Origin of the sequence: uncultured Microbulbifer sp., assembly GCF_947504145.1 — a bacterium.
In the GTDB taxonomy this organism is placed as follows: domain Bacteria; phylum Pseudomonadota; class Gammaproteobacteria; order Pseudomonadales; family Cellvibrionaceae; genus Microbulbifer.
In genome coordinates this window covers 1,222,309-1,248,299 of the sequence record NZ_CANNGQ010000001.1, presented here as the reverse complement: position 1 = coordinate 1,248,299, position 25,991 = coordinate 1,222,309, and the positions used below count along the sequence as shown (strand labels likewise).

Below are 25,991 nucleotides of genomic sequence, written 5' to 3'. Positions count from 1 at the left end.
AGAGCTTCAGCTCACGATTTAGGTGAAAACCTTAAACCGCAACATCCTGAATCTCGGTCGCGGCAATGCGCTTACCTTCTTCGGCAGACTTCTGGAAGTCTTCAATCTGGTCGAAGTTCAGGTAGCGGTAGATTTCCGCAGACATGGAGTTCAGGTTCTGGGCGTATTCCTGGTATTCCGCCGGGGTCGGCAGTTTGCCCAGGATGGCGCCTACAGAGGCCAGTTCCGCGGAGGTCAGGTACACGTTGGCACCGTCGCCGAGGCGGTTCGGGAAGTTACGGGTGGAGGTGGACAGTACGGTGCTGTTCGGGGCTACACGTGCCTGGTTACCCATGCACAGGGAGCATCCGGGCATTTCGGTGCGTGCACCGGCTGCGCCGTAGATGTTGTAGTAGCCTTCTTCCATCAGCTGGTGCTCGTCCATCTTGGTAGGCGGCGAGATCCACATGCGGGTGGAGATACCACCTTTATGTTGCTGCAGCAGTTTACCTGCGGCGCGGAAGTGACCGATGTTGGTCATGCAGGAGCCGATGAACACTTCGTCTACCTTGTCGCCGGCCACGTCAGACAGCAGCTTGGCGTCGTCCGGGTCGTTCGGGCAGCACACGATGGGCTCTTTCACTTCTGCCAGATCGATTTCGATCACGGCCGCGTACTCCGCGTCGGCGTCGGCGCTCATCAGTTCCGGTTTTTCCAGCCAGGCTTCCATGGCGCGTGCGCGACGCTCCAGGGTGCGCTTGTCGCCGTAGCCTTCCGCAATCATCCAGCGCAGCAGGGTGATGTTGGAACGCAGGTACTCGGAGATGGAGTCTTCCGGCAGCTTGATGGTACAGCCAGCGGCGGAGCGCTCGGCGGAGGCGTCGGACAGTTCGAACGCCTGCTCTACGGTCAGAGCGTCCAGACCTTCGATCTCGAGGATGCGGCCGGAGAAGATGTTCTTCTTGCCTTTCTTCTCGACGGTCAGCAGGCCTTCCTGGATCGCGTAGTAAGGAATGGCGTGTACCAGGTCGCGCAGGGTGATGCCCGGCTGCATTTCGCCTTTGAAGCGCACCAGTACGGATTCCGGCATATCCAGCGGCATTACGCCGGTGGCCGCGGCAAAGGCAACCAGACCGGAACCGGCCGGGAAGGAGATGCCCATGGGGAAGCGGGTGTGGGAATCACCACCGGTACCGACGGTGTCCGGCAGCAGCATGCGGTTCAGCCAGCTGTGAATGATGCCGTCGCCCGGACGCAGGGAAACGCCGCCGCGGTTCATGATGAAGTCCGGCAGGGTGTGCTGGGTGTCGATATCAACGGGCTTGGGGTAAGCCGCGGTGTGACAGAAAGACTGCATGGTGAGGTCGGCCTGGAAGCCGAGACACGCCAGGTCTTTCAGTTCGTCGCGGGTCATCGGGCCCGTGGTGTCCTGGGAACCGACGGTGGTCATCTTCGGCTCGCAGTAGGTGCCGGGGCGAACGCCGTCGATACCGCAGGCTTTACCGACCATTTTCTGTGCCAGGGTGAAACCCTTGCCAGTGTCGTTCGGCTGCTCCGGCAGGCGGAACAGGTCAGACGCCGGCAGGCCCAGAGATTCGCGGGCCTTGGTGGTCAGACCGCGGCCAACGATCAGGTTGATACGGCCACCAGCCTGCACTTCGTCCAGCAGTACGTCAGACTTCAGTTCAAACTCGGACAGAACCTTGCCGTCTTCGGCGAGGATTTTACCTTCGTAGGGGCGGATCTCGATGATGTCGCCCATGTTGAGGTCGTCAACCGGCGCTTCGAAGACCAGTGCACCGGCGTCTTCCATGGTGTTGTAGAAGATCGGGGCTACTTTACCGCCGATACAGATACCACCGCCTTTCTTGTTCGGTACGCCCGGCAGGTCGTCACCGAAGAACCACAGTACGGAGTTGGTGGCGGACTTACGGGAAGAGCCGGTACCCACAACGTCGCCCACGAAGGCAACCGGGTAGCCTTTTTCCTGTACCTCGGCAACCTGCTTCATCGGGCCGGTTACGCCGTGTTCTTCAGGCGTGAGGCCGTCGCGGGTCATTTTGTACATGGCGCGCGCGTGCAGGGGGATGTCCGGGCGGGACCAGGCATCCGGAGCCGGAGACAGGTCGTCGGTATTGGTTTCGCCGGTCACCTTGAATACGGCAACCTTGATGCTCTCGGCAACCTTGTTGCGCTTGGTGAACCATTCGCCGTCGGCCCAGGACTGGATTACGGCCTTGGCCACTTCGTTGCCTGCTTTGGCTTTCTCTTCCACGTCGTGGAAGGCGTCGAACATCAGCAGGGTGCCTTTCAGCTGCTCACCGGCGAGTTCTGCCAGGTCTTTGTCGTCCAGCAGGTCTACCAGGGTGGCGATGTTGTAGCCGCCGAGCATCATGCCCAGCAGTTTGGTGGCGTGTTCTTTATCGATCAGCGGGGACTCGGCCTCGCCCTTGACGATGGCGGTGAGGAAACCGGCTTTAACGTAGGCGGCCTCGTCCACACCCGGCGGTACGCGGTTGGTGATCAGGTCCAGCAGTTCCTGCTCTTCACCGGCGGGTGGGCTTTTCAGCAGTTCAACCAGCCCGGCAACCTGTTCGGCGTTCAGGGGCTTGGGTGGGATATCTTGTTCGGCGCGCTCGGCGACGTGTTTGCGATAGGCTTCAAGCACGGATAATTCCCTCTTTGGTGTATGGGGTGGAACCAACAGCTTTCCTGGAATCCGGATGGGATTTTTCGTCAACCAGACTCCGATTTACATCGATGGCCGCTGGAAGCGGGTGGCGAATTCTACATTAATCGCTTGGTGCTGTTAAGTTCGTTGAAAAATCAATAACTTACGCGAATTGTGGTCATTCATTTCGTGAATAAAGGTCGATAAATTCCCGCTTTGATCCTGAGAATCAATCGCATTTGTCGCCCCCAATATCCATAAGGTGAATGGACGAAACCCGCCATCAAAAATGCTATTCTGTGCCGCTTACTTTCACACTGTTTTATTTCGGCCCGCGGGAAGATGTTCGGGCAGAAGATGAGGTATTCCCGCCGCATGGCAATCTATAAAAAAGTGCGCACGCCCTGTATCGGGGTCTGTTCTACGGGAATCGGTGACGACGTCTGCCGGGGCTGCAAGCGCTTTGCCCACGAAGTGATCGACTGGAACGCCTATTCCGAAGAGCAGCGCCGTATCATAGCGGAGCGCCGTGACGGTTATCTTGCAAATGCCGTGCGAAGTCAGCTGGAGATCGTCGATCAAAACCTGCTGCTGTCACAGATGCGCCATCAGCAGATCCGTTTTAACGAAGATCAGAATCCCTATTGCTGGGTGTTTGAATTGCTTCGCGCTGGTGCCAGCCAAATCGGGGAGCCGGCCGCCTATGGCCTGTTGCCCACGCCGATGGCGCGCGGTGTATCCCTGGTCGAGCTGCGGCGGCGTATAGATGAAGATTTTTACGCGCTGTCATTGGCCTATTATCAGCGCTTTGTGGCGCCGGGACTCGCGAGTCAGGCCGGTTGATTCGACTTTCGGCCGTTGGCTGAATTGTTCCGCGGGCGGTGGGTAACCGGCTGCGATATGAAATGGAGTTTCGCTCTTGACCCTGCAATGTGCCTTCTCAGGTAAGAACGTCCTTCTGTTGCTCAATCCATCCAGCCGTAGTGGCGGTGAGGGCGAGGCGGAAGTCACCCGCGGTATCGAGGCATTACGGCGCGCGGGTTGCAGTGTAGAGGTCATCGAAACCGAGAGCCCTGACCACGCTGAGCGAACCATTCGTGAACAATGCGACCGAGTAGACCTGGTCGCACTGGGTGGTGGTGACGGTACTATCTCCGCCTGCGCGGGTGTCCTGAAGGACTGTAAGCTCCCTTTTGCGGTGCTCCCTCTGGGAACGGCTAATGACCTGGCGCGCTCCCTGGGCATTCTGACGCTGGAACAGGCGTTTTCTGCCATTCTTTCCGGCCATACCGCAACCATCGACCTCGCGGAAATCAACGGCCAATATTTCTTTAATGTCGCCAATTTGGGGCTGGGTGTACGGGTAACCGAAGCGCTGACCCCGGAGCTTAAACGACGTTGGGGCGTGTTCAGTTACCTCAAGGCGGTCAGCGAAGCATTGACCCATCGGCACCAGTTTCGCGTAGATCTTGATGTGGATGGCAAGCGGCATCATTTCCGGTCCATCCAGTTGGCGGTGGGCAGTGGCCGCTTTTATGGCGGTGGGAATGTGATTGATGAGGCGGCCGCAATCAACGATGGCCTCCTGCATATGTACAGTGTTAAACCACAGGGGGTGATGGAGTTGCTGACGTTGGCTCCAATGCTTCGTCTGGGGCAGCACAGGGTTTCCGCACGGGTATTTTCTGCCTCGGGAAGGAAGATGCGTATCGATACGCGTCCTTCCGCGATGGCGGTACACGCGGATGGAGAGCCCGTGGGGCAGACGCCGGTAACCATTTCGGTGTGCGCGGATGTATTGACGGTGGTGGTGCCAGAGCAGCCTGCCGCGGCGCTTCAGGATGCCGATGAAGCCAAAGCAGACAGTGAGTAGCGCTCGACGTTAGCTACTATTCGAGCTGCAATTTGATCTATATGGTTCAGTCGGCCTCGCCCCTGCTCTCCCTCAATTTCAGGTAAGGAGTCCATTCATGAGTTTGTTGCGCACCGATACCCAGGCTGCCCTGCAGGCCTTGCATAAAGTGATTCGGGAGAGTGCAGCGCACTACCGTTTTGTGGTTGAGCACTGCGCCCGAGGGGAGGGCGCCAAGCGCTGTGATGAGCTGGCCGAAGAGCGTGATCAGCTGGCGGGCCAGTTGGCGGAGGCGATCCGAAAGACCGGGGACTTGCCGGCGGAGCCGGACCGTGACCTGGAGGCCGCCCGACAACTGCAGGATGAGCTGGTCAGCCAGCTATCAGGCTTGTTCGATGAAAATGGTGCGGCGGCGATGATAGAGCACTGTCAGCAAATGGAGCGGCAGTTGCAGACGGTGGTTCAGGAAGACGCCGCAGTATTGAGCGGTAGCGATCACGAGTCTTTGCGCGGCGCCTGCGCAGACAGCGCTGAGCGTGCCCGCAGAATCCTGGATGAAATTGTTTCCGGTTAAATGGGTGCTTCGTCGTCATTCCGACACTAGGTGCACCCTGAGTGCTGCGAGAAAAGGCGTCTTTTCGATCTTCAGGTCCCGGCGGGTCCTGCGTTGGCTGGTCGGCGGGTTGTGATCTACCCGGGTAAAGTCCGGCAATAACCGATCTTTGCCGCCGTGTACCAACACAGGCATGGCCGAATAGCCCACCTGTCGATATTGCTCTTCCTCGTCATTCCGGAATATCTCGGCGACCTGTAGATTGGGCCGGCTCTGTATCTGCACCTGGCGCAGGCTCTGGTGCCGGCTCCCGGGCAGGTCGGCTAGTAACTGTCGTTGATACTGGATGCCGGTGTCCTGCCCCTGAGCGTCCAGCTGGACCAGTTTACGCTCGCACCAGTCCACGGTGACCTTGCGAATGGATTTTCGCGCCTTGATCCAACTCAGCGTGAGTGCATCCGGTTTCTCCGGGCACAGCAATACCTGTCGATAGCACTGCCGCAGGTGGGCTCGTGGGTAGCCTGCGTCGGCGAGCATTTCCCTCAGTTGCCGGTCCCGTTCCAGTGTAGGGCGGGGCGCCAGTGCAGCCTTGATTTCAGTGGTCAGATTCTGAAACTCAGCTTTGGCTTTATTTAGTGCCTGGGCCTGCGTGATGGCTTGCGGTGGCACAGCCAGTAATCCGGGAATTTGCAGGGTGTTGCGCGCGTCGCTGTGCCCGGGCTCTTCCTCGTAATCGAGGCGCGCCAGCAGTGCGGCAGCAAGCCGGAAAGGCGTATCGAAGGGGTGCCCCAGTTGCTCGGCGGCAAACTGGGCAAAGGTCGGCTGTAGTAGATAGTGCTGCCAGGGCCGCGTGGCGTTTTCCTGTTGTGCCAGTATTTCGGCCAGTTGTGCGGCTTCTTGGTGCAGAGCGCTAAGTGAGGCGGGCAGTTTCAGGGCTAGCTTGTTTGGGCTGGGTTTGGTCACCGGCATGGCCTCGGGTATTTATGCACTTGGGTGGTAAATATAATCCACTTAATAAGTCGTTATCAAATATGGCGGGCTCCATTCTTACCCACCCCTGGCTGAATCGGTTAAACAAGAGCGGGGGAGGGGCGTTATACTGCGCCACCGGATTTACACCCGTCCATTCACTTATGCGCCGGTCTTGATATGAGTTACGAAGTGCCCGACCTCTCCGCCATTCACGAGTTTCTGCTGTGCGAGACCCCCGACGCCTGGGTGCAGGCGGCACTGGCCGAGCCGGAACTGATGCTGGTGGACCATGCCAATTGTGAAAAGAAAGCGGCGGGAACGGCGTTGAATCTGATGTTTCGTTACCTCGACAATTTCGAGTTGCTGAACAAAATGTCACGCCTGGCACGGGAAGAGTTGCGGCATTTTGAGCAGGTTATCGCGATCATGAAAAAGCGCGGCATCCAGTACCCGCATATCAGTGCGTCGCGCTATGCCGCGGGCCTGAGGGATCAGGTTCGCAAGGTAGAGCCGGGCCGTCTGGTGGATACACTGATTTGCGGCGCGATTATCGAGGCGCGCTCTTGCGAACGGTTCGCCCGTATTGCGCCGCATCTGGACGATGAGCTGCAGAAATTCTACCTGTCACTCCTGAAGTCCGAAGCGCGCCATTTTCGCGATTACCTGGCTCTGGCACAGAAGGCGGCCGATGAGGATATCGGCCCGCGCGTCCAGGCATTGTTGGAAGTTGAACGGGGATTGGTGCAGAGCGGAGACGGTGACTTCCGTTTTCACAGTGGCGTACCGGGCACAGCCTGAGCCATTTATACCTGGGCCGGGGCTAGAATCCGGCCCGCCTGGCAATCGGCCGGGTTAGCGATCTACCGTGACCACATCCCCCAAGCGCTCTTCGATGATTTCCCGCAAATCAGCGGCTAATCCGCGGTAAAACCCCCTGGCTGGCGCGCTCGCGCGCCACACCAGTCCGTGCTGGCGACGAATCGGTTTTGATTTGATTTCGCTGACATGCAGGGCTTCCGGGTCGTGCATTTCGGAGTGGACGTACAGTCCAGGTAAAAATGCCACGCCCAATCCCATCACCACCATCTGGCGCAGTGTGTCCAGGCTGGTGCCCTCGTAATCCCTTTGTAAGTGCGCTCCTACAAGCTGGCATATTTCCTGCACCTGATGGTGAAAGTGGTGTTGGCCTTCGAGAGTCAGAACCTGCTCGCCGCGCAGCTGAGACGATGTGACCTGAGCCTTTCCTGCCAGGCGGTGGTCCGCGGGCACGACGAATTTCAGCGGTTCCGTAAACAACGGTTCGACCGCGAGTTCATCGCGCGTGACCGGTAGGGGCACGATGGCGAGATCGTAGGTGCCCTCCATGAGTGCTTTTTGCAGTTGCCTCGGCGGTGCCTCACGCACGTAGAGTTTCAGTTTTTGATGGCGGGCGTGCAGGGCGGGCAGGACATTGGGAAGAAGGTAGGGGCCCAATGTGGGAGGAACCCCCAGTTTGTAGGTGCTCTGGTGGCCTTGGGAAATCAGCTCCGCATGCTCGCCGAATTCGCGGATTCCGAGTATGAGCTGGCGCGCCTGGACCAGCAGTTCCCGGCCTTCGGGGGTGAGCAGGGTGCCCGCCCGGGAGCGCTCGAACAGGGTGAGCCCAAGGGTACTTTCCAGCGTTCGAATCTGCGTGGTGAGCGCCGGTTGGCTGACCCCCAGCTCTTCGGAAGCGCGGCGGAAACTGGAGTGTGACGCGATGGTCACAAAGTATTCCAGCTGCTTGAAACTCGGTGTTTTTCTCGAGGTTGGCACGTGCGTTCCACAATTTTTAGTTAACGTTATGTTATCAGCAATTAGTGTTTTAACTTATTAAGCTATCACAAAATAATGCTTTCCAACCTGATTGCCCAGTCTTGTTCATCAGTAAGGAGTATTCATGGAACATGTGATTTCCGGTGTGGCGAAGTTTCAGAAGGAAGTTTTCCCCACCAAGCAGGCCCGTTTTTCTGAGTTGGCAGACGGGCAGAGCCCCGAAGTTCTATTCATCACTTGCGCGGATTCCCGCATCGATCCGAACCTGGTCACACAGACCGAGCCCGGTGAACTTTTCATCTGCCGCAACGCCGGCAACGTGGTTCCACCCCACAGTAGCCAGACTGGCGGCATGACCGCTTCCATCGAATTTGCCGTGGCAGCACTCGGCATATCCCACATTGTGGTTTGCGGTCACACCGACTGCGGCGCAATGAAGGGCGCTATCCATCCGGAAAACCTCGATAGCCTGCCGCACGTTAAGGAGTGGTTGGGCCACTGCCGTTCCGCCACCGAGGTAGTTCGCGATCGTCACGGCAGCCTGTGCAAAGATCATCTCGACGAAGTGACCGGAGAGAATGTGATCCAGCAGATGCAACACCTGCGCACCCACCCCTCGGTTGCTGCGGGCCTCGCCAGTGGTCGTATTACCCTGCACGGCTGGGTGTACAACATCGGCAGCGGTGAGGTGCTCTGCCTCGACGAAGAAACACGTGAGTTCACACCCATGGACGAAGCCTACCGCGCGAAGTTCGGCGAGCTGCCTGCGGCAGTTACCGGAGAGGCCTGCGGTAGCTGATTTGCCTGTGAAAAGCGTTTAGTGAGTGCCCCGAGAATTGATCGGGGCGTATTGCGTGTTCACGGAAGTATGAGAAGTACAAAAGGTTTCAGTTCATGAAGTTTGATTTATCTAATTTGCGCGGTGACATCACCGGTGGCGTGACTGCCGGCGTGGTTGCGCTGCCCCTCGCGCTGGCGCTGGGTGTGGCCTCTGGGCTTGGCCCCATGGCCGGTATGTACGGCGCCATTGCGGTGGGCTTTTTTGCTGCGCTCTTCGGTGGTACCGGGCCGCAGATCTCAGGTCCTACCGGGCCGATGGTGGTGGTGCTGGCCGGTCTCTTCGCCAGCCTGTCTGGCGATGCCTCGCTGATTTTCACTGCGGTTATTCTCGCCGGCCTGTTGCAGGTCGCCTTTGGTATTTTCGGCATAGGGCACTATATCCGCCTGGTGCCATACCCGGTGATTTCCGGTTTTATGACCGGTATCGGGGTCATCATCATCATCCTGCAGTTGAACCCACTGCTTGGGCACGCGTCTCCGAGCGGCACCCTGGGGGCATTGGGTAATATCCCGGAAGCGCTGTCGGATATTCACCCGATTAACCTGCTGCTGGGTATTGGTACTCTGGCAATGGTCTATCTGTGGCCGGCCAAGTGGGGGCGCTATGTGCCCAGCCCGCTGGCGGCTCTGGTGGTCGGTACTGTGATTGCGTTCTTCGCGCTGGATGTTCCGATCCTCGGCACCATTCCGACGGGACTGCCGGAATTGCACATGCCAGTACTCGGTGGCGAGAACATGACGCTGGTGATTGAAGCGGCGATTATCCTGGCGATCCTCGGCTCGCTGGACAGCCTGCTCACCTCGCTGGTGTCCGACAACATGACCCGCACCCGTCACCACAGTAATAAAGAGCTGATTGGTCAGGGTATCGGTAACACGGCAGCCGGTTTCATCGGCGGTATTGCTGGCGCTGGCGCCACCATGCGTACCGTGGTCAATATTCGCTCCGGTGGTCAGACCCGTATCTCCGGCATGGTGCACGCGATGGTACTGCTGGCCGTTGCCCTGGGGCTCGGCCCCCTCGCGGAGAATATCCCGCAGGCGGTGCTGGCCGGTATCCTGGTGAAAGTGGGTATGGACATTATCGACTGGAAATACCTCAAGCGTGCGCACCAGGGGCCTCGTTGGGACCTGCTGCTGATGGTGCTGGTACTGGGCCTGACGGTATTCGTCGACCTGATTACCGCGGTTGGTGTTGGTGTAGTTCTGGCCGCGCTGGCCTACGTAAAGCAGGTGGCCAGCCTGCAGATCGAGCACCTGCGTAACCTGCCTGAGCACCTCGACAGTGACGAAGAGAAGGCGATTCTCGAACGCAATCGCGAGCGCATTGCCCTGTTTGAATTCAGCGGCCCGTTGAGCTTCGGTGCAGCTGCAGACCTCGGCCACCATGTGCGCGAACAGAGCAGTTCCGGCTCCCGGGTACTGATTCTGAACTTCTCATCGGTACCTTTTCTGGATGTGTCCGCGGCTCTGGCGGTGGAGACCATCGCTTCAGACGCGAAGGACAGCGGTAAGCAGTTGTTCCTGGCGGGCATGAATGCGGAGGTCAAAAAGGTGCTGGAAGGCTTGAATGGGCGTGTGCCAGCCCAGGGTAGCTACGAGACCCTCGGTGAGGCTCTGCAGGCGGCGGAAAGCTTCCTGAAGAGCGCGCCGGAAAGTGGCCGTGGTGAGAACGGCGGTGCGCATCCCGCTCCCGCTGGCTGATCGTTCCCAATCAGCAAATAGCTGGTAATTGGCTGGTAGTCAGCTGGTAAGTAACCCGCAAAATGGCGTCCGATTTTTATCGGGCATCGTTTTGCGGGTTTTTTTGTGCTGTCAGTGTGCGGCTTCACGCTCTGCGCTTGTGAGTGTCACGCGTTGGGCAGCTCAATGGAGGTCACGACCGCGTAGGATTCCAGCTCTGCGAGAATCTCGGTGAGAGAGAGCAGCTGCCAGCACGGGTAGGCACCGCTTCGCTGGACTTCCCCGCGAACAAGTTTCCGCGCCATGGCGGCGGCGGGGGCTGCGGGAATCCAGGGGCCGTCACCATTTAGTCCGAGAATCTGCCAGCGGGCGCGGGCAGGTTTCCCACTATTTGTGCCGTTAATCTCAACCAGCATGCCACCGTGTTCATTCCCTCCCGGCCAGCGGGCGGTGAGCCAGTGTCCGAGGCGGGCGAGCGGCGGGAGAGGGTCCGGCAAGCTTGCTGGCCGTTGTATGCGTGCCAGTCGCGCACAGAGCGCGAGCCCGCGCTGCAATAATTTAGGTTGTACGCCGGTGCCAAATCGGAGGTTTTTTACCTCCGGGATCTGCTCTGGGACCAACCGCAGGTCGGGCACATCGAAATTGCATACCTGGCGCTCGCCCACTGGGTGGCCCAGAGTGATCGTGCGCAGCTCATCCCCGGCGTAGCTGGAAATCGTTTGTCCGTTGCGCAGCAGGAACAGGTTTTTCCCCAGAGACTCGAAACCCGCCCGCACCGTGGCGAAACCCCGGCTGATTCGGTGGGCCGGGGCGATATTGATTTCGATATCGTCTATCTGCTGAATGTGCTTGCCGAGCACCTGAATGACCGCAGAGCTCAATGCGGGCAGGCTGCTGACTCCGCTGATGACGGTACTTGCGGCGTTGATGGCGCTTTGATTGAGTGTGCCGATATCGCCGACAAATGCCGTGGCATCCGCGATGTCCAGGTAGTGGATGCCGTGTTCGATACAGGCGCTGGGGACGTGATAGTCCTGTTGTTGGAAGGGCCCTGCGCAATGGATCACCAGGTCGAGGTTCAACCCCTGCAATTGCGCCGCGAGGTTCACCGATTCGTGGTCTAGGCGCAGGCCTTCGAAGGTGCTGTTTGAGGGGTTGGTATCGGGAAATTGCTGCTGCAGGCGGTTGGCGAGGAGTTCGGCCTTGAAGCGGTCGTGGCCCGCGAGAAGGATATGGGTGCTGGGCTCGCTGCCGAGCATCTCCGCAATACGGCTGCCAAAGGTGCCGTAGCCCCCCAGGATCAGTATCCGCTTGCGCAACATCTTGATGGGTGACAACTGGCCGACTCCTGATCCCTGGCGCGCACTGATTTTTGGTGCACAACTTGCGTGAACTGCTAGTCTGCCGTGGGCCAGTGGATGAGTTCAAGTCCCTTGTTGTCTGTAACGCTGTCGTCAGCGCGGATGCACCAGCCCAACTCGCCCCAGTCACCAAGTACGATGCGCTCCCCGGGTAGTCCGTCGATCGACAGGCTGTGCCGTGCGGGGCGGTGGGTGTGGCCGTGAATCAGGGTCTGCACCTTGTGCTCGCGCATCACTTTGACCACTTCATCCGGCGTGACATCCATGATGTCTTCCGCCTTGCTGCTGTTCATGGAGGTGGATACGGAGCGGATCTGCGCGGCGATCTGGCGGCGTTCTTCCAGTGATTTGGCCAGGAGCGCCTGCTGCCACTGCGGATTGCGCGCCTGCTGCCGAAACGCCATGTATTCCTGATCCAGCGTGCACAGGCTGTCGCCATGCATCAGCAATACTGGCTGGCCGGCGAGGGTGACAAGGCTGGGATCGGAGAGCAGGGTGGCACCACAGCGTCGGGCGTAATCGTCACCAATCAGGAAGTCGCGATTGCCGTGCATCAGGTATACAGCGGTACCCCGATCGCTGTAGCGCTTCAGTTGGCGTGCAACTTCGTCTGCGAGTGGAGCATCATCGTCATCGCCGATCCATACTTCGAAAAAGTCGCCCAGAATGTACAGGGCTTCGGCACCGGCGGCGGGGCCTTCGAGAAAATCAAAAAAGGCCCGGGTGATGGCCGGGCGGGTCTCGTCCAGGTGCAGGTCTGAGATCAGGAATGTTGCCACTGGTGTCGCCACTAAGTCAGTTCGAGTTGGTTTCGCCCGGTCAGTATCGACTGGCTGTTACTTGTCCGCGTATGCGTCGGAGATGGTAACGCCGGTGATTTCGATGGACTCGGTCGGTACGTCCTGATGGAAGCCGTTGCTGCCAGTGGGGACTTCTTTAATCTTGTTGACCACATCCATACCGTCAGCCACTTTGCCAAACACGCAGTAGCCCCAGCCGTGCGCGTCTTTGGCGCGGAAGTTCAGGAAATCATTGTCGTTCACGTTGATGAAAAACTGAGCAGTGGCAGAGTGAGGGTCCATGGTGCGCGCCATGGCCAGGGTGCCGGTGTCGTTCTTCAGGCCGTTGTCAGCTTCGTTTTCGATGGCGTCACGAGTGGGCTTCTGATCCATATTCGGGGTCATGCCGCCGCCCTGAACCATGAAATTGTTGATCACCCGGTGGAAGATGGTGCCGGTGTAGAAATCATCGCGACAGTACTGCAGGAAGTTGGCGGCAGTCTTGGGTGCCTTGTCAAAGTCCAGTTCGATGTTGATGTCGCCGTAAGTGGTGTGCAGAGTGATCATAAAATGTCCTGTCCGGGATCGGTTTGGGGCGGCATGATACTCTGTTCACAGTCCGACGCAAGCGGCTCCCGGGCTCAGGCCCGGCCTCGAGGAAAACCCATGCGGCGGCGGTCATCTGCGTTATAATCCGCCGCTTAGTTTTGTGCAGCTGTATATAGAGAAAGCCATGACATCCGAGAGCAAGCCCGCTCACTTTTTACAGAACATCATCCGCGAAGATCTGGCCGAGGGCCGGGTCAGCCAGTTGAGCACCCGTTTCCCCCCGGAACCCAACGGATATCTGCACATCGGCCATGCCAAATCCATCTGCCTGAACTTCGGTCTGGCCAAGGAGTTCGGCGGTCAGTGTAATCTGCGCTTTGACGATACCAACCCCGCCAAAGAAGAGGAGGAGTACGTCGGCGCGATCAAGCGCGACGTATCCTGGCTGGGTTTCGAGTGGGCCGGTGACGTCAAGTACACCTCGGACTATTTCGATCAGTTGCACCAGTGGGCCATCCACCTGATCAAGGAAGGCAAGGCCTACGTCTGTGACCTGAACCCGGAGCAGGCCCGCGAGTACCGCGGTACCCTCAAAGCACCCGGCAAGAACAGCCCCTACCGTGATCGCGCTGTAGAGGAAAACCTGGACCTGTTTGCCCGCATGGCTGCCGGTGAGTTCGATGAAGGCAGCTGCAGTCTGCGCGCCAAAATTGATATGTCTGCACCGAATATCAATCTGCGCGACCCGATCATCTACCGCATCAAAAAGATGGCGCACCACCAGACTGGCGATAAATGGTGTGTCTACCCCAGCTACGATTTTGCCCACGGACAGTCTGATGCCATTGAGGGCATCAGCCACTCCATCTGCACTCTGGAGTTTGAGGATCACAAGCCGCTGTACGACTGGTTTATCGAAAACCTGCCGGTTCCGGCACGCCCGCGCCAGTATGAGTTTGCCCGCCTGCACCTGAATTACACCGTGGTGTCCAAGCGCAAACTCAAGCAGCTGGTGGACGAAGGCTTTGTTGATGGCTGGGACGACCCGCGTATGCCGACCATTTCGGGACTGCGCCGCCGCGGTGTTACTCCTGCGTCTATTCGCCAGTTCTGCGAAATGATCGGTGTCACTCGTTCCGACTCCACCGTGGATGTGGGAATGCTGGAATACGCCATCCGCGATGACCTGGACAAAAACGCCCCTCGCGCCATGTGTGTGATCGAGCCGCTGAAGGTGACCCTTACCAACTATCCGGAAGGCCAGCAGGAAATGCTGAGTGCGCCCGGCCACCCGGTGCGCGACGACCTGCCTGCGCGGGAACTGCCGTTTGGTAAAACCCTGTATATCGAGAAAGAGGATTTCCGCGAGGAAGCCAACAAAAAGTACAAGCGGCTGGTACTTGGCAAAAAAGTGCGCTTGCGCAATGCCTATGTGATTCTCGCGGAAGACGTGGTCAAGAATGATGCCGGCGAGATCATTGAAGTGCTGTGCTCCGTCGACTTGGATACCTGCGGTAAAGATCCGGCAGACGGCGTGAAGCCCAAAGGCGTGATCCACTGGGTATCGGCTGAAAACAATGTGGACTGCGAAGTGCGCCTGTACGACCGCCTGTTCAACGATGAATCGCCAGATGTAGGTGACAAGAACTTCCTGGAATCCGTAAACCCGGACAACCTGCAAATTGTCAGCGGCTGTAAAGCAGAGATCGGCCTTGCCGAAGCACAGCCGGAGCAGGGCTACCAGTTCGAGCGCAACGGCTATTTCTGTCGCGACAGTAAATATGGCACGCCAGAAAAGCCGGTGTTCAACCGCACCATTGGCTTGCGCGATTCCTGGGCGAAAGAACAGAACAAGTAATTTACAGATACTGACAGTAACTGACAGATTAAATAGCGAGAACAGATGTCTCTCAAGGTCTACAACACCTTCTCTGGTGAAAAGGAAACTTTCAAGCCCATTCAGGAAGACCGCGTGCGCATGTACGTATGTGGCCCGACCGTGTACAACCGTGTGCACATCGGCAACGCACGCCCGGCGGTGGTGTTCGATACTCTCTATCGCGTACTGAAAAACCTCTACAGCGATGTGGTTTACGCGCGCAATATCACCGATATCGACGACAAGATAATGAACACCGCGCGGGAAAATGGTGAAGAGATCGGTGCGCTGAGCGCGCGCTTTGCCCAGGCTTATTTCGAAGACATGCAGGCCCTGAATACCCAGCAGCCGGATATCACGCCGTATGCCACCGAGCACCTTCCGGAAATGATCGCGATGATCGAAAGTCTGGTCGAAAAGGGCAACGCCTACGCAGCGGAAGGTCACGTACTGTTTGCGGTCCAGTCCATGGACGACTACGGCAAGCTGTCCAAGCGCTCTCTCGACGACATGCTCGCCGGTGCCCGCGTGGAAGTTGCCCCGTATAAAAAATACGCCGGTGACTTTGTCTTGTGGAAACCGTCATCCGACGACGAGCCCGGCTGGGAAAGTCCCTGGGGCCGCGGCCGCCCGGGCTGGCACCTGGAGTGCTCGGCGATGATCAAAAAACACCTCGGGGATACCATCGATATTCACGGTGGTGGTCGCGACCTTACTTTCCCACACCATGAGAATGAGCGCGCCCAGAGCTGCTGCGCCAACGGTGTGGATTTTGTGCGCTATTGGATGCACAACGGCTACGTCAACATTGATGGCGAGAAGATGTCCAAATCTCTGGGCAACTTCCGCATGGTCAACGACCTGTTGCAGCAGTATCCCGGTGAAGTACTGCGCTTCGCGCTACTCTCGGCCCACTACCGCTCCGAGCTGAACTTCAGCGCAGACCTGCTCGATCAGGCCTGGCGTACCCTCGATGGGCTCTACGGTGCATTGCGTGAGACCCAGAACATCGAGGTTGCTGCGGTTGACCTGAGTGATACCGCATTTATGGCAGCGTTGTACGACGATCTGAACACCCCGATTGCGATCAGTGAGCTGCACCAGATCGCACGGGAGCTGAACAAGGCTGGAGATGTAGAGAAGCCGGCGTTGAAAGGGCAGTTACTGGCCGCCGGTGAACTGCTCGGCATCCTGCAGTTGGATGCGGAAGCCTGGTTCAAGCAATCCCGCGGTGGCGACGAAATCAGTGAAGCCGATATCGAAGCCCTGATCGCCGAGCGCCAGCAAAGCAAGAAAGACAAAAACTTTGCCCGTGCCGATGAGATTCGCGAGGAACTCAAAGCCAAAGGTGTCGTGCTGGAAGATAGCCGCGAAGGGACCAAATGGCGCAGGGAATAGCCCTGAAATATAACCAAGGCTCCTGCGAAGACAGAACAAAAAAAGAGAACAAGACCATGAAAAAAATCCTCACCGTGGCCACCGCAATCACTGCTGTCCTTGCCCTCACCGCCTGCGAGCCCAAACGCGGCTCCGAAGCCTGGTGTAAAAAAATGGACGAGACCCCGAAAGGCGAGTGGAGCTTCAATGACGCCGGTGACTACACCAAGTTCTGCGTCCTGAACCAGAAGCCTGAAGACCAGTAATCGCGAACGCCAAGGAACCCTGCCCGTTGTTTTTTGCAGATTCCTACCAGCACTTTTTCCGCCCACTAACCGGTAAATACCGGGAACAGGTGGTCGAGTGCCTGCGCCTGCTGTACGAGCGTCTGTACACCGCCAAGGCTGACTACGGTGAATCGCTCACCCGTGAACAGATCCTGGAAACTTTTGCGGAGGCGCTTACTCGCGCCCCGCAACTGGATGGTGACAGCGGAGCGGAGCCGGAAGGCCGCTTCCGCAACTTGCGTGAGCAATCTGTCTGGGTCCTGAACAGCCTGGTGGAATTCGGTTGGCTGGAAAAGTTGGTCGACAGCGCCACACTCACCGTTTCCTACCCCTTCAGTCGTCGCGGCCGTTTGTTTACCCAGCCGCTGGTCGAGCTCAACAGCACCCGCGTGCGCACCCGCCACCGCAATACCCGCAATACCCTCAATGCACTGGAAGCCTTTGCGTCCCGTGGTGAGGTGTATGACCTGATCGATGCATGGGAATATTCCGAGCGTATCGTGGCGGACTTCACTGATATGGTCGCGGAGCTGGAAGAGCGCAAGCGCGAGCTGGTGCGGGAAGTGGAAGCGCAGATACTGGTGCAGCAGGCGACAGATGAATTCTTTTCGTTTATGGAAAGCCGCTTCCAACCGGATCTGGCGATTCGCCTGTCGGCCGATAGCGTTGAAAAGCATCGCGATAGTATCGGCCGTGTTATCAGTCAGATTCGTCGCAAGGACAACGCCAAAAAAGCGGAGTGGGAGCGCCGCCTGCGGCAGCAGTTGCCGGAATTGCACGCCGATGGGCAATCCGTACTCTGGTTGATGCTGGATACCATCGAAGACCGGATGCGCCGCGCCTGCGAAGTTAAATTACCGGCATTGCGGCAAGCGCTGCAGGGTTTTACCAAGCGTGCGGAAATCATCATTCGCCAGCTCAGCTATTTGCAAAGCAGTACCGAAGGCGCTTTCACGGACCTGTGCCAGGATCTTGGTAAGGCGGACAACCGGAATCAGTTGTTGTCGCAGCTGGGTGATCAGCTCGCGGCGTTTCAGTTGCGTCTGTATGACCCAAAGCAAACCCAGTTGTGGCAACGCAGCCGCCGGCAGCCCGTGAACACCCTGGTTGAAGACGAGGCGTCGATCAGCGACGACAGTCAGCGCGACATCTTGTTGCAGCAGTTGCTGGATCAGGCCTTCAATTTCAATAGTAGCGACCTACGTAATTATCTTTCCATCGCTCTCGGTAGCGGTCAGAAAGTCAGTAGTCGTGACCTGCCCCTAAAAGATGCGCGAGATCTGCTGGCCATGAGCCACGCACTGGAAGCCGCAGCGGTCTCCCAGGATGGCAGTGGCCCCTTTATGCAAGTGGAATTTACCGGTGAAGTCGCCAGTAATGACTATTTCCAGCAGTTTGATGAATACACCCTTGAGTTAAGCGACCGAGAGTTGAAAGACCGTGATTGAACAGGCATTGGAAGAGGCACTGGCCCAGTGCAAGCTGACTCGTAGTGAGTTTTCCGAGCTGCTGGTGCGGCTACTGGATTACGGCGTGATCTGTCGAGACGAAAGCAACATTGAAACCGTGTTGTACGACCGCTTTCAGCGCTGTGAACAGCTGATTCGCGACTGGGTCGCGCCGCTAGGGTTGCGCCTGCAGCACGACAGCCGGTTTCAATTTATCCGCGTGTATCCGCCGGGCGCGGAAGTGCCGGGATTGCCGGATCAGGAGGAACCCCACCACGGCGGTTTCCGCGGGCGGCTTTCCCAGCAGGAAGTAGCGGCGATTCTGGTCTTGCGGGTGGAATACGACAAATCCCTCCGCGAAGGGCAGGTGGACGACCAGGGTTGCGTGGCACTGACACTGGAAGCGCTTGAGCTGGGCCTGCGCAACCTGCTGAAAATGTCTCTGCCAGATAAGTTGGCGGAGCGGAAACAGCTGCTAAAAAAACTGCGCCAGCTGCGCCTGATTCAGTTCAATGGCGAAGACAGCGAAGCGGTGGTCGAGACCCTGCTTCGGGTGCGTCCGACCATTGCGCAGTTTGTCAGTGAAGCGGCGCTGGCACAGTTGCTGGAAAGTGACGCACCGAATGGCGAAACCGGGCAAGGCGAGCGGATTACCCCGACGAGCGAAGATCGCAGTCTCTTCGCCGAATCGTAATTCGAGGCTCTTACAAGAAAACGACTAAATTTATTGCTGAGCACACGAAACGTATGTTTCTGAAAAAACTCATCCTCATCAATTGGGGCAACATTCCCCAACTGGAATACGAATTCGGGCCCATCAACCTGTTTTCTGGCGGCAATGGCTCCGGTAAAACCACCGCGGCCGACGCCATCCAGACTCTGATGACCGCCGCGCACGATACTCTGTTTACCTTCAACCCCGGGCAGGACGAAACGACCCAGCGCGGTCGCGGTGGCAAACAGGTGCGCACGCTTGCTTCATACGTGCTCGGCTGTGACGACGGCAGCTACGCCCGTCTGAAACCGACTGATTGCTATATCGTAGGTAACTTCTACCCCACCGAAGGCGAGGACGGTGAACCCTTCACTGCCATCATGGGCATCCGCGCCCACCTGGACACCAGCACCAAGCCTGCCCAGGCGCGCCAGGACAGCCTGAAATTTTTCGTGATCCCCGGCGAACAGCTGGCGATGAACGATTTCATCAAAGAATATAAAGACGGCAAGCACCTGCTGCCGCTGGACAAGTTTTACAGTGTTGTCGGTAAACAGTTTGGCAAAGTAGAGCAGTACGACAAGAAAAAAGCTTACCTGCGCCGTCTTTATGGCGCACTGCGCGGTCGCGCAGATGCCGTTCCAGACCGGGAAGCCACCCACGCCGCGCGTACCTTCGCCAATTTTATGGCGTACAAGCCGGTAAAAAGCATCAACGACTTTGTTGCTCAGGAAGTGTTGGAAAAACGAGATCTGGGTGAAGCTATCCGCTCCGTTTCCGAGCTGATGAAAACCATTCACGGCATGGAGCTGGAAGCGCGTGAGATTGTGGAACGTGTGGATGCATTGCAGCGCATCGCAGAGTCCGCGGATCTGTATACCGAGCAGTGGTTGCAACTGCGCGTGCAGGAGTACCTGCAAGCCAAGCATCAGCAGTTGCGGGTGCAGAAAACCTATCTCGAAGGCAAAAACCGGCAGAAAGAAACCCGCTCTGAACTCGAGCGCACCGGTCAAGAAATCCAGCAGTCCGAGAGCCGAACTCGCCATCTAAGCGAACAGCTGGTGTCTGTTCAGGCCCAGCGCCAGGGCATTTCTGCACTGCGTACAAAAGACGACCTGGACCAGAAAATTGCCGAGGCCAATCGCACCCTGTCTTCGCTGGCTGCACCACTAGCCGCACAGCAGCAATTGGTTGCCGCCAATCAGGCGGCCGCAGGAGAGCTGCTTTCTCTGCTTAGTACCACTTCTGTTTCTCTGGAGATTCCGGCTTTCAGCGACGGCGGTCTGGTGAAGTCCCTCAAGGCAGTTGGGCGAGGGGAAACCTTGGTGCAACTGGATAGTCTCCTGGCCAAGGACTGGATTGATCTCTCTGCACAGGAGTCCGTGCGTGAGCAGGCGGCGGCAGCCGACGCGGCGCAAAACCGGCTTGTGCGCCAGATGACCGAGTCGGAGCCCGGTGAAGTCACCCTGCGGGATCAGGTCAACGACCTGGTATCCCGCGGCGAACTCAAAGTGCAGCAGCTGCAAAAACAGTTGCATGCTCAGGAGTCCCGAATCCACCACCTGCAGTCCAACCGTGTGCGTTATCCGCAATATGTGGATCAGGCACTGTCGGCGATTCGCGAACAGTGCCCGCAGGCGGAACCACAGGTACTGTGTGATTTTGTCGAAGTACTGGACGATCGGTGGCAGATGGCAGTGGAAGGCTACCTCGGTGGGGCGCGCTTCTCGATTATTGTCGATCCGGATCACGAGGCCGAAGCCATGGCTATCGTGCGCGCCATGCCCGGCCGAGGTAATCGCGCCCGGGTCATTCAGGGGGATAAGGCCCGGCGGGATGCGGAGCGGCTGGAATCACCACAAAAATCCATCGTTGAATTGATGTCCTTCAATCACAAAACCGCGGAATATTACCTGCGTGCCTCTTACGGCACCGTACTGCAGGTGCGCGATGCTCAGGAGCTGCGTGGCACCCGGCGGGGTTTGACCCCGGAAGGGCTGGCGAGCGGCAACTACAGTATGTGGCGCTGTGATATCGACGACAGCGAACTGGTCTTCGGCCAGGGCGCTCGTGCCCGGGCACTGGCGGCCCAGGAGCGTGCACTGCAACAATTGTTGAAGGAAGCGGGGCAGCTTCACGAGCAGCAGCAACAACTGCGCAATCTCGCTCAGGCCGTACGCAGCCTGTCGGCACTGAAGCTATTGGACTCAGTCGACGCGGCGCTCGATGCTCAGCGTCAGGGGCGCAATGCCGAACAGGCACTGGCGAACCTGGATCTCGATGACGGTCTCGAGCTGGAGCAGCAGGCCAACGAACTGCACGAAAAACTGGAGAGCGAGCGCCAGCAAGGTGCTGGTTTACAAAAGCTCGCCGGTAAACTGGAAACCAATCTCGACAATATCGGCAAGCAATTGAACGCGCTTTCCGCACAGCTGGATCAATTGGACGATGCGCTGACCGATAGCGAAGCAGCAGTGCAGCGGATCGCACAGATCACTCCCGACTTTGACGTGGAAGTCGTGTTGCAGCAGGCAGATGAGCAGGCCGCGCAGGCGGATGATGGTTTTGATTTCTCGCTGGATGTGGCGGAGTGGCGCGGGCTGTTACAGAAATACAGCCACCATCTATTGAAAGCGGTGATGGATTACAACAGCAGCTGTAGTACTGGCGATACGCTGTCGTTTGATCCGGATTTTGCCGGCGGCCACAACGAGGCCCAGTTCAAGTTGGTATGCCAGCTGGTGGAGCAGGTCACCGCACTGCGCAATCGCCTCAAGAACAACCTGCTGGTGGATCGCCACGAGCAATTGCAGGGGCTGAAAAAGTCGTTCAACACCACCTTCGTCACCCACCTTTGCCACGCGATCTACCAGTCGATCAATGATGGTAAGCGGGTACTGGATGACCTGAACGGCGAGCTGGAACATCATCGCTTCGGCGCCGATCGTGAGCGCTTCCGCTTCGATTACCGATGGGTGCCAGAGTTCAAAGAGTACTGGAACTTCTTCAAGGCGGTAATTGAGCTGCCCAATCTGGGGGAGGAGCAGAGCCTGTTCGATGCAGATCTGGATCCCAAGCATCAGCAGGTGCGGGATAAGTTGCTGAACATGTTGTTGAGTGAAGACGAACAGGTTGCCCGTCGTGAGCTCGACCGCATCAGTGACTATCGCAATTACCGCAACTACGAAATCTACAAGGAACCGCAGGGTAAAGAACCGATTGCGCTGAGCCAGTACGGCACCGGCTCCGGCGGCCAGTTGGAAACGCCGGCCTATATCATCCGTTCTGCGGCGGTCACCTCCGCTTTCCGTTTCAACGACGGCAACAGCCACCTGAAAATGGTGCTGGTGGATGAGGCCTTCTCGAAGATGGATGAATCCCGTTCCCGCGAGGTGATCCGCTATCTGACGGAAACACTGGGGCTGCAGCTGCTGTTCATCATGCCCAGTAGTAAATCCGGGCCGTTTATGGATCTGATTTCCAACCAGCTCGTGTTCAGCAAATGTCCGAGCCCGAAACCGGTGGGGGAGTTGAATACCCGGGTCTACGTAGACCGCAAGGTCTGTAACCAGGAGAAAATTGCCCACCTCTGGGCCAACCACCGCCGGACGATACGTCAGCAGGCGAGCCTGGAGTTTCTGGACATGCTTGAAGAGCCGGTCACTATCTGAGCTTGCGTTTTACACGCCAGTTCACGGAACATATGCTGAATTACGGTACCATTTGCCGATTAACGATACGTTTGGTAAATAACAGATTTCACGCTTGAGCAGGGGAGGCTTGGATGCGTCAATTTTCGATTTTGTTGGTCTTTGTGGTGGCCTTTGGTGGGGCTGCGGTGCTGTATGAGCAGGAAAGTCGCAAGGTGAAAGGGGTCTTGTCCCAGATTACCGACCTACAGGCTAAGGTGGGTGATATGCAGGCGGAGATCAACCGGCTGAATGCGGAGCTTGAGTCCGTAAAGTTGGCGGAGCGCCGCCGGCCGAACCTCAACGGTATCGCCAGTCGGGTTCTGAAAAACCAGCCGACCGCACCTGTGTCCAAACCGACACCCGCGCAACAGCAGCGCCGCGGTCTGGTCGCTGGTGATGTGACCACGGCAACCCCCGCTATCCGCGGGCGCGGCGAGCCGGCGGAAGACGGGGAGTGGGCCAAGCCCACCGTCGATGCGGAAGCCTATGAGCCCCAGTCTGCCGAAGAGGACACGGCAGTCGTGGATCCCTACCAGTAACGACCGGGTTCGGAGACGCACAGACTGTTTAACAGGGAGCCCGCTTTTCAGCGGGCTTCTGATTTTCAGAGAGCCAGAAAGATACACTAGCCCATGAATGTAACTGCCTTCTACGAATCCCTTTGCGCCCAGCTCGGCGGCCTGCTGACCGACGAGCGCGACTGGCTCGCCAACACAGCCAATGCCAGTGCTTTGCTGTTCCTGGAGATGGAAGATATCAACTGGGCGGGCTTTTATTTCCTGCACGGCGATGAGCTGCGGCTGGGGCCTTTCCAGGGCAAACCTGCCTGTACGCGCATTGCGGTCGGCGCCGGTGTCTGTGGCACTGCGGTAAAGACCGGTCAGTCGCAGCTGGTTGAGGATGTACACCAGTTTCCCGGGCATATCGCCTGCGATGCGGTATCTGCGTCTGAGGTAGTAGTGCCTCTTTACAATGGCGACCGCTGTCTCGGGGTGCTCGATATCGACAGCCCGCAAATTGCCCGTTTTACCGAGCAGGATCTCGCCGGAGTGGAAGCTTTTGCCAAGACCCTGCTGTCGCATTCGGACCTCCCGTAAGTTCGGTTTATCGTCTGGTCGTGAGGAGCAGGGATGGCGCTGGTGTGGCACAAGCAGGTGGGAGATAGCCGCTACGAGGTGCGCAGCCACGGGGCGACGGTGCGGTTGTATAGCAATGGTGTCTTCCACTCCCAGTGGAACCCGAATGATCCCCTGAAAGGCTCCCTGTGGGAGCTGTTGTTCCTGCCGGTATTTTTCCTACCCCAGGGGCAGGTGCGCAGGGTGCTGATTCTTGGTGTTGGCGGCGGTGCGTTGATTCGCTTGTTGCAGCGCTTTATTGCGCCAGAGACGATTGTAGGTGTGGATATAGATCGCCATCACCTGACTGTCGCACGCCGATTTTTTGGCGTGCGCGGTGCCGAGCTGATCTGTGCCGATGCGCGGGAGTTTGTCGCTGAGCAGGGGGCTGACGAGGGTTCAGCACCTTTTGACGTGATTGTGGACGACCTGTTTGGCCACAGCGACGGCGTTGCCGAGCGTGCGATTGCGGCCGATCCGGCGTGGTGCATGCGCTTAATGAACCTGTTGTCTCCAGATGGACTGGTAGTCAGTAATTTTGGCAGCCGGCAGGAGCTGCGCGCGAGCGGCTGGCGCACCCCGGCACTGCGCCAGCAACTTCAGGGCGCCTGGAGCGCGGAGCTGCCGGAGTACGAAAACAGCATTGGTATTTTCAGCCGTAGCCCCCTGCACCGCAAAGCGTTAGCCGAGCACGCGCCTGGCGCGATCAATCCTGGCAATCCCTCGCGCAGGCTTTCTGCCCGTCTGACACGGCTGCGCTGACTTCTCTTTCCCGGCATTCTCCACGTAAACTCACATGAGCCCCAGAAATCCAGTTGGCGTGCTAATGATCCCTGTGTCTATACTGAATTTAGGCGGTTGTTTTCCCGGGATTAGTTGATGCGGTACAAGACCTTGGAAGATGTGATTCAGGAGGGAAGGGAATTTCATCTGAAGCTGAGTCGGCAGTACGAAGAGTTCGAGTTGATATCCGCGGACGCGCGCGCCCGGTTGTTGCTTGACCAGCTCAAGCGGCGGGAAGTGTCCATGACCCACACGCTGGAAAACTTCCGCGAAGATGTGGGCGAAGGGGCATTGCACACCTGGGTGCAGTTTGCGCCAGAAGGCCGGGAGCCAGAGTTACTGCAGCGATTGCGCAACACCGATATTGGCGACCCCGATGCCATCGGCAAGGTAGCCATGGATATCGAAATGTATCTCGCAGATCAGTACCGCGATTTATTGTTGGTAGCGGATTCACCACCGGCCAAGCATGCACTGGAGCGGCTACTGGAGCTGGAGCAGCTGGAAGAGCATACGCTTTCGATCAATCTTTTTAATCTGCGGGATTACTGAAGGCCGGTCGGGAAGGTCTTCTTTAGTGGTGTCCGGAGTTTCAGTTTCTCACTTCGTCAGGCGGTATACGCAGAACCCTTTCTCTTTGTTCAGCATGTCGACCTGCTGGAACAACCCCTGCGCCTTTTTCCCCAGCGGAATAAATTCGTTCACCACAAACAGTGCGGTGCCGCGGGTGCGAAGAATGCGCGCGGCCTGTGTCAAAAAGCGATCCGTAAGGTCGCCCTCCACCTGAAACCCCTGATGGAAGGGCGGGTTGCAGATCACCAAGTCTGCGCTGCCACTTTCTATTTCAGACCCCGCATCACCCGGGATTACACGCCCTTCAATTTCCCGTAATTCAAAATTTTTCTGGCAGGCGAGCATGGCCGCCGGGTTGTTATCCGTCGCACGGATAGATAGTTGAACCGGGTTTCCGGCGATTTCCGCCAGTCGGCAGCTCAGGTACCCATAGCCACAGCCGAGATCCACCACACGAAGTTCGTCAGCGGGCAGGTCGTTGAGAGGGGTATTGGGAAGATAGTCGGCAAAGTGGCAGGCCAGAATGGCGCTTCCGGTATCGATTTTATTCCAGCCAAACAGGCCCGGCTTGGAATAGAGGCCGCCGACCGTATCGAGTTGTCTCAGTTGGGTGTAGTCACTGTCATCCAGGCTGTGGTGCTCTGACTGCGCCTGCAGCGAGCTGATGCTCAGGTAATCATTGCCATGCTTTTTTAGCTGTTTCCCGCAGCCAAAACACTGAGCCGCTTTTTGCGCGTAGGTTTTAATACCGCTGGATTTTTCGCCCAGCAGAAACAGTTCACCACCTTCTTGCAGTAGGTCCGCCGCGCGATTGATGACGTGATGCACAGCGGCTTTTTCTTTGGAAACCGGATACACGATTCGGGAGTAGGTCGCCTGCATGGTGGCGAGATCGAAGTCGCCAAAATGGCTGCGAATTCCGTGCGCTTCAGCAGCCTGTGCAATATCCCAGCGATTGCTGATCAGCAATCCGGCAAAGCCCAGGCCCCCGTTTAGCAGGGCTTTGCTGTTTTCGTCTGCGATCCAGAGGGTATTGGAATCACTGTCGCGCAGCAGTTGAGAAAGTAGGGCTTGCATACGGGGCCGTCG

23 protein-coding genes are annotated in these 25,991 nt (G+C 57.9%); 16 read left to right on the top strand and 7 right to left on the bottom strand.

Features of this window, described 5'->3' with window-relative positions:
* Positions 1-31: 31 nt before the first annotated feature.
* Positions 32-2,647: a bifunctional aconitate hydratase 2/2-methylisocitrate dehydratase gene (gene acnB, locus Q1A74_RS05580; protein WP_299593237.1), complete on the bottom strand. Its 2,616-nt coding sequence runs from the start codon at positions 2,645-2,647 to the stop codon at positions 32-34.
* Between the two features lie 378 nt (positions 2,648-3,025).
* On the opposite strand from acnB, the gene Q1A74_RS05575 reads away from it, so the two are divergent.
* The 3 genes from Q1A74_RS05575 (at position 3,026) to Q1A74_RS05565 (ending at position 5,076) form a co-directional block, all read left to right on the top strand.
* Positions 3,026-3,493, top strand: a complete 468-nt coding sequence (locus Q1A74_RS05575) for a DUF1289 domain-containing protein (RefSeq protein WP_299593234.1) — start codon at positions 3,026-3,028, stop codon at positions 3,491-3,493.
* A gap of 76 nt (positions 3,494-3,569) precedes the next feature.
* Positions 3,570-4,523, top strand: coding sequence for a lipid kinase (locus Q1A74_RS05570; protein ID WP_299593231.1), 954 nt, complete (start codon positions 3,570-3,572; stop codon positions 4,521-4,523).
* Between the two features lie 97 nt (positions 4,524-4,620).
* Positions 4,621-5,076 (top strand): hypothetical protein, encoded by a 456-nt coding sequence (locus Q1A74_RS05565; protein WP_299593228.1) that lies wholly within the window; start codon positions 4,621-4,623, stop codon positions 5,074-5,076.
* A 15-nt stretch (positions 5,077-5,091) separates the two neighbouring features.
* Here Q1A74_RS05565 and Q1A74_RS05560 read toward each other — a convergent pair whose 3' ends face one another.
* Entirely contained in the window at positions 5,092-6,018 is a 927-nt protein-coding gene (locus Q1A74_RS05560; protein ID WP_299593225.1) for a hypothetical protein, read from the bottom strand.
* A 186-nt stretch (positions 6,019-6,204) separates the two neighbouring features.
* Between Q1A74_RS05560 and Q1A74_RS05555 the strand changes: the two genes are divergently transcribed.
* Complete coding sequence (locus Q1A74_RS05555) at positions 6,205-6,825, top strand: tRNA-(ms[2]io[6]A)-hydroxylase (RefSeq protein ID WP_299593222.1); 621 nt, start codon at positions 6,205-6,207, stop codon at positions 6,823-6,825.
* A 54-nt stretch (positions 6,826-6,879) separates the two neighbouring features.
* Here Q1A74_RS05555 and Q1A74_RS05550 read toward each other — a convergent pair whose 3' ends face one another.
* Entirely contained in the window at positions 6,880-7,821 is a 942-nt protein-coding gene (locus Q1A74_RS05550; protein ID WP_299593219.1) for a hydrogen peroxide-inducible genes activator, read from the bottom strand.
* Between the two features lie 124 nt (positions 7,822-7,945).
* On the opposite strand from Q1A74_RS05550, the gene Q1A74_RS05545 reads away from it, so the two are divergent.
* Both Q1A74_RS05545 and Q1A74_RS05540 read left to right on the top strand, forming a co-directional pair.
* Positions 7,946-8,620, top strand: coding sequence for a carbonic anhydrase (locus tag Q1A74_RS05545; protein ID WP_299593216.1), 675 nt, complete (start codon positions 7,946-7,948; stop codon positions 8,618-8,620).
* A 95-nt stretch (positions 8,621-8,715) separates the two neighbouring features.
* Complete coding sequence (locus tag Q1A74_RS05540; protein WP_299593213.1) at positions 8,716-10,365, top strand: SulP family inorganic anion transporter; 1,650 nt, start codon at positions 8,716-8,718, stop codon at positions 10,363-10,365.
* Positions 10,366-10,511: 146 nt separating this feature from the next.
* Here Q1A74_RS05540 and Q1A74_RS05535 read toward each other — a convergent pair whose 3' ends face one another.
* The 3 genes from Q1A74_RS05535 to Q1A74_RS05525 are packed head-to-tail and all read right to left on the bottom strand — an operon-like array spanning position 10,512 to position 13,051.
* Positions 10,512-11,681 (bottom strand): saccharopine dehydrogenase family protein, encoded by a 1,170-nt coding sequence (locus tag Q1A74_RS05535; protein WP_299593210.1) that lies wholly within the window; start codon positions 11,679-11,681, stop codon positions 10,512-10,514.
* Between the two features lie 59 nt (positions 11,682-11,740).
* Positions 11,741-12,484 carry a UDP-2,3-diacylglucosamine diphosphatase gene (locus tag Q1A74_RS05530; protein ID WP_299593207.1) on the bottom strand — a complete coding sequence of 248 codons (744 nt, stop codon included), beginning with the start codon at positions 12,482-12,484 and terminating at the stop codon, positions 11,741-11,743.
* 57 nt (positions 12,485-12,541) lie between these two features.
* On the bottom strand, positions 12,542-13,051 hold the full coding sequence (locus Q1A74_RS05525; protein WP_299593204.1) for a peptidylprolyl isomerase: 510 nt from the start codon (positions 13,049-13,051) through the stop codon (positions 12,542-12,544).
* 166 nt (positions 13,052-13,217) lie between these two features.
* Between Q1A74_RS05525 and Q1A74_RS05520 the strand changes: the two genes are divergently transcribed.
* From Q1A74_RS05520 to Q1A74_RS05475, 10 genes are all read left to right on the top strand, one after another.
* Positions 13,218-14,891 (top strand): glutamine--tRNA ligase/YqeY domain fusion protein, encoded by a 1,674-nt coding sequence (locus tag Q1A74_RS05520; RefSeq protein ID WP_299593201.1) that lies wholly within the window; start codon positions 13,218-13,220, stop codon positions 14,889-14,891.
* Between the two features lie 45 nt (positions 14,892-14,936).
* On the top strand, positions 14,937-16,310 hold the full coding sequence (gene cysS / locus Q1A74_RS05515) for a cysteine--tRNA ligase (RefSeq protein WP_299593198.1): 1,374 nt from the start codon (positions 14,937-14,939) through the stop codon (positions 16,308-16,310).
* A 56-nt stretch (positions 16,311-16,366) separates the two neighbouring features.
* Entirely contained in the window at positions 16,367-16,555 is a 189-nt protein-coding gene (locus Q1A74_RS05510; protein WP_299593195.1) for a DUF3012 domain-containing protein, read from the top strand.
* Between the two features lie 26 nt (positions 16,556-16,581).
* A complete protein-coding gene (locus Q1A74_RS05505; RefSeq protein WP_299593192.1) occupies positions 16,582-18,024 on the top strand; it encodes a Wadjet anti-phage system protein JetA family protein in 1,443 nt (480 codons plus the stop codon).
* Entirely contained in the window at positions 18,017-18,718 is a 702-nt protein-coding gene (locus Q1A74_RS05500; RefSeq protein ID WP_299593189.1) for a DUF4194 domain-containing protein, read from the top strand. Before Q1A74_RS05505 ends, Q1A74_RS05500 begins: the two co-directional genes overlap by 8 nt.
* Before the next feature lie 53 nt (positions 18,719-18,771).
* Entirely contained in the window at positions 18,772-22,410 is a 3,639-nt protein-coding gene (locus tag Q1A74_RS05495) for an ATP-binding protein (protein WP_299593186.1), read from the top strand.
* Positions 22,411-22,523: 113 nt separating this feature from the next.
* Positions 22,524-22,970 (top strand): hypothetical protein, encoded by a 447-nt coding sequence (locus Q1A74_RS05490; protein WP_299593183.1) that lies wholly within the window; start codon positions 22,524-22,526, stop codon positions 22,968-22,970.
* 93 nt (positions 22,971-23,063) lie between these two features.
* The gene (locus Q1A74_RS05485) at positions 23,064-23,528 is read left to right on the top strand and encodes a GAF domain-containing protein (RefSeq protein WP_299593180.1); all 465 of its coding nucleotides are present in this window, start codon (positions 23,064-23,066) and stop codon (positions 23,526-23,528) included.
* Between the two features lie 33 nt (positions 23,529-23,561).
* Entirely contained in the window at positions 23,562-24,308 is a 747-nt protein-coding gene (locus Q1A74_RS05480) for a class I SAM-dependent methyltransferase (RefSeq protein ID WP_299593177.1), read from the top strand.
* A 117-nt stretch (positions 24,309-24,425) separates the two neighbouring features.
* Positions 24,426-24,881, top strand: a complete 456-nt coding sequence (locus Q1A74_RS05475; protein ID WP_299593174.1) for a hypothetical protein — start codon at positions 24,426-24,428, stop codon at positions 24,879-24,881.
* Between the two features lie 48 nt (positions 24,882-24,929).
* Here Q1A74_RS05475 and Q1A74_RS05470 read toward each other — a convergent pair whose 3' ends face one another.
* Positions 24,930-25,979, bottom strand: a complete 1,050-nt coding sequence (locus Q1A74_RS05470) for a methyltransferase (RefSeq protein ID WP_299593171.1) — start codon at positions 25,977-25,979, stop codon at positions 24,930-24,932.
* Positions 25,980-25,991: the final 12 nt, after the last annotated feature.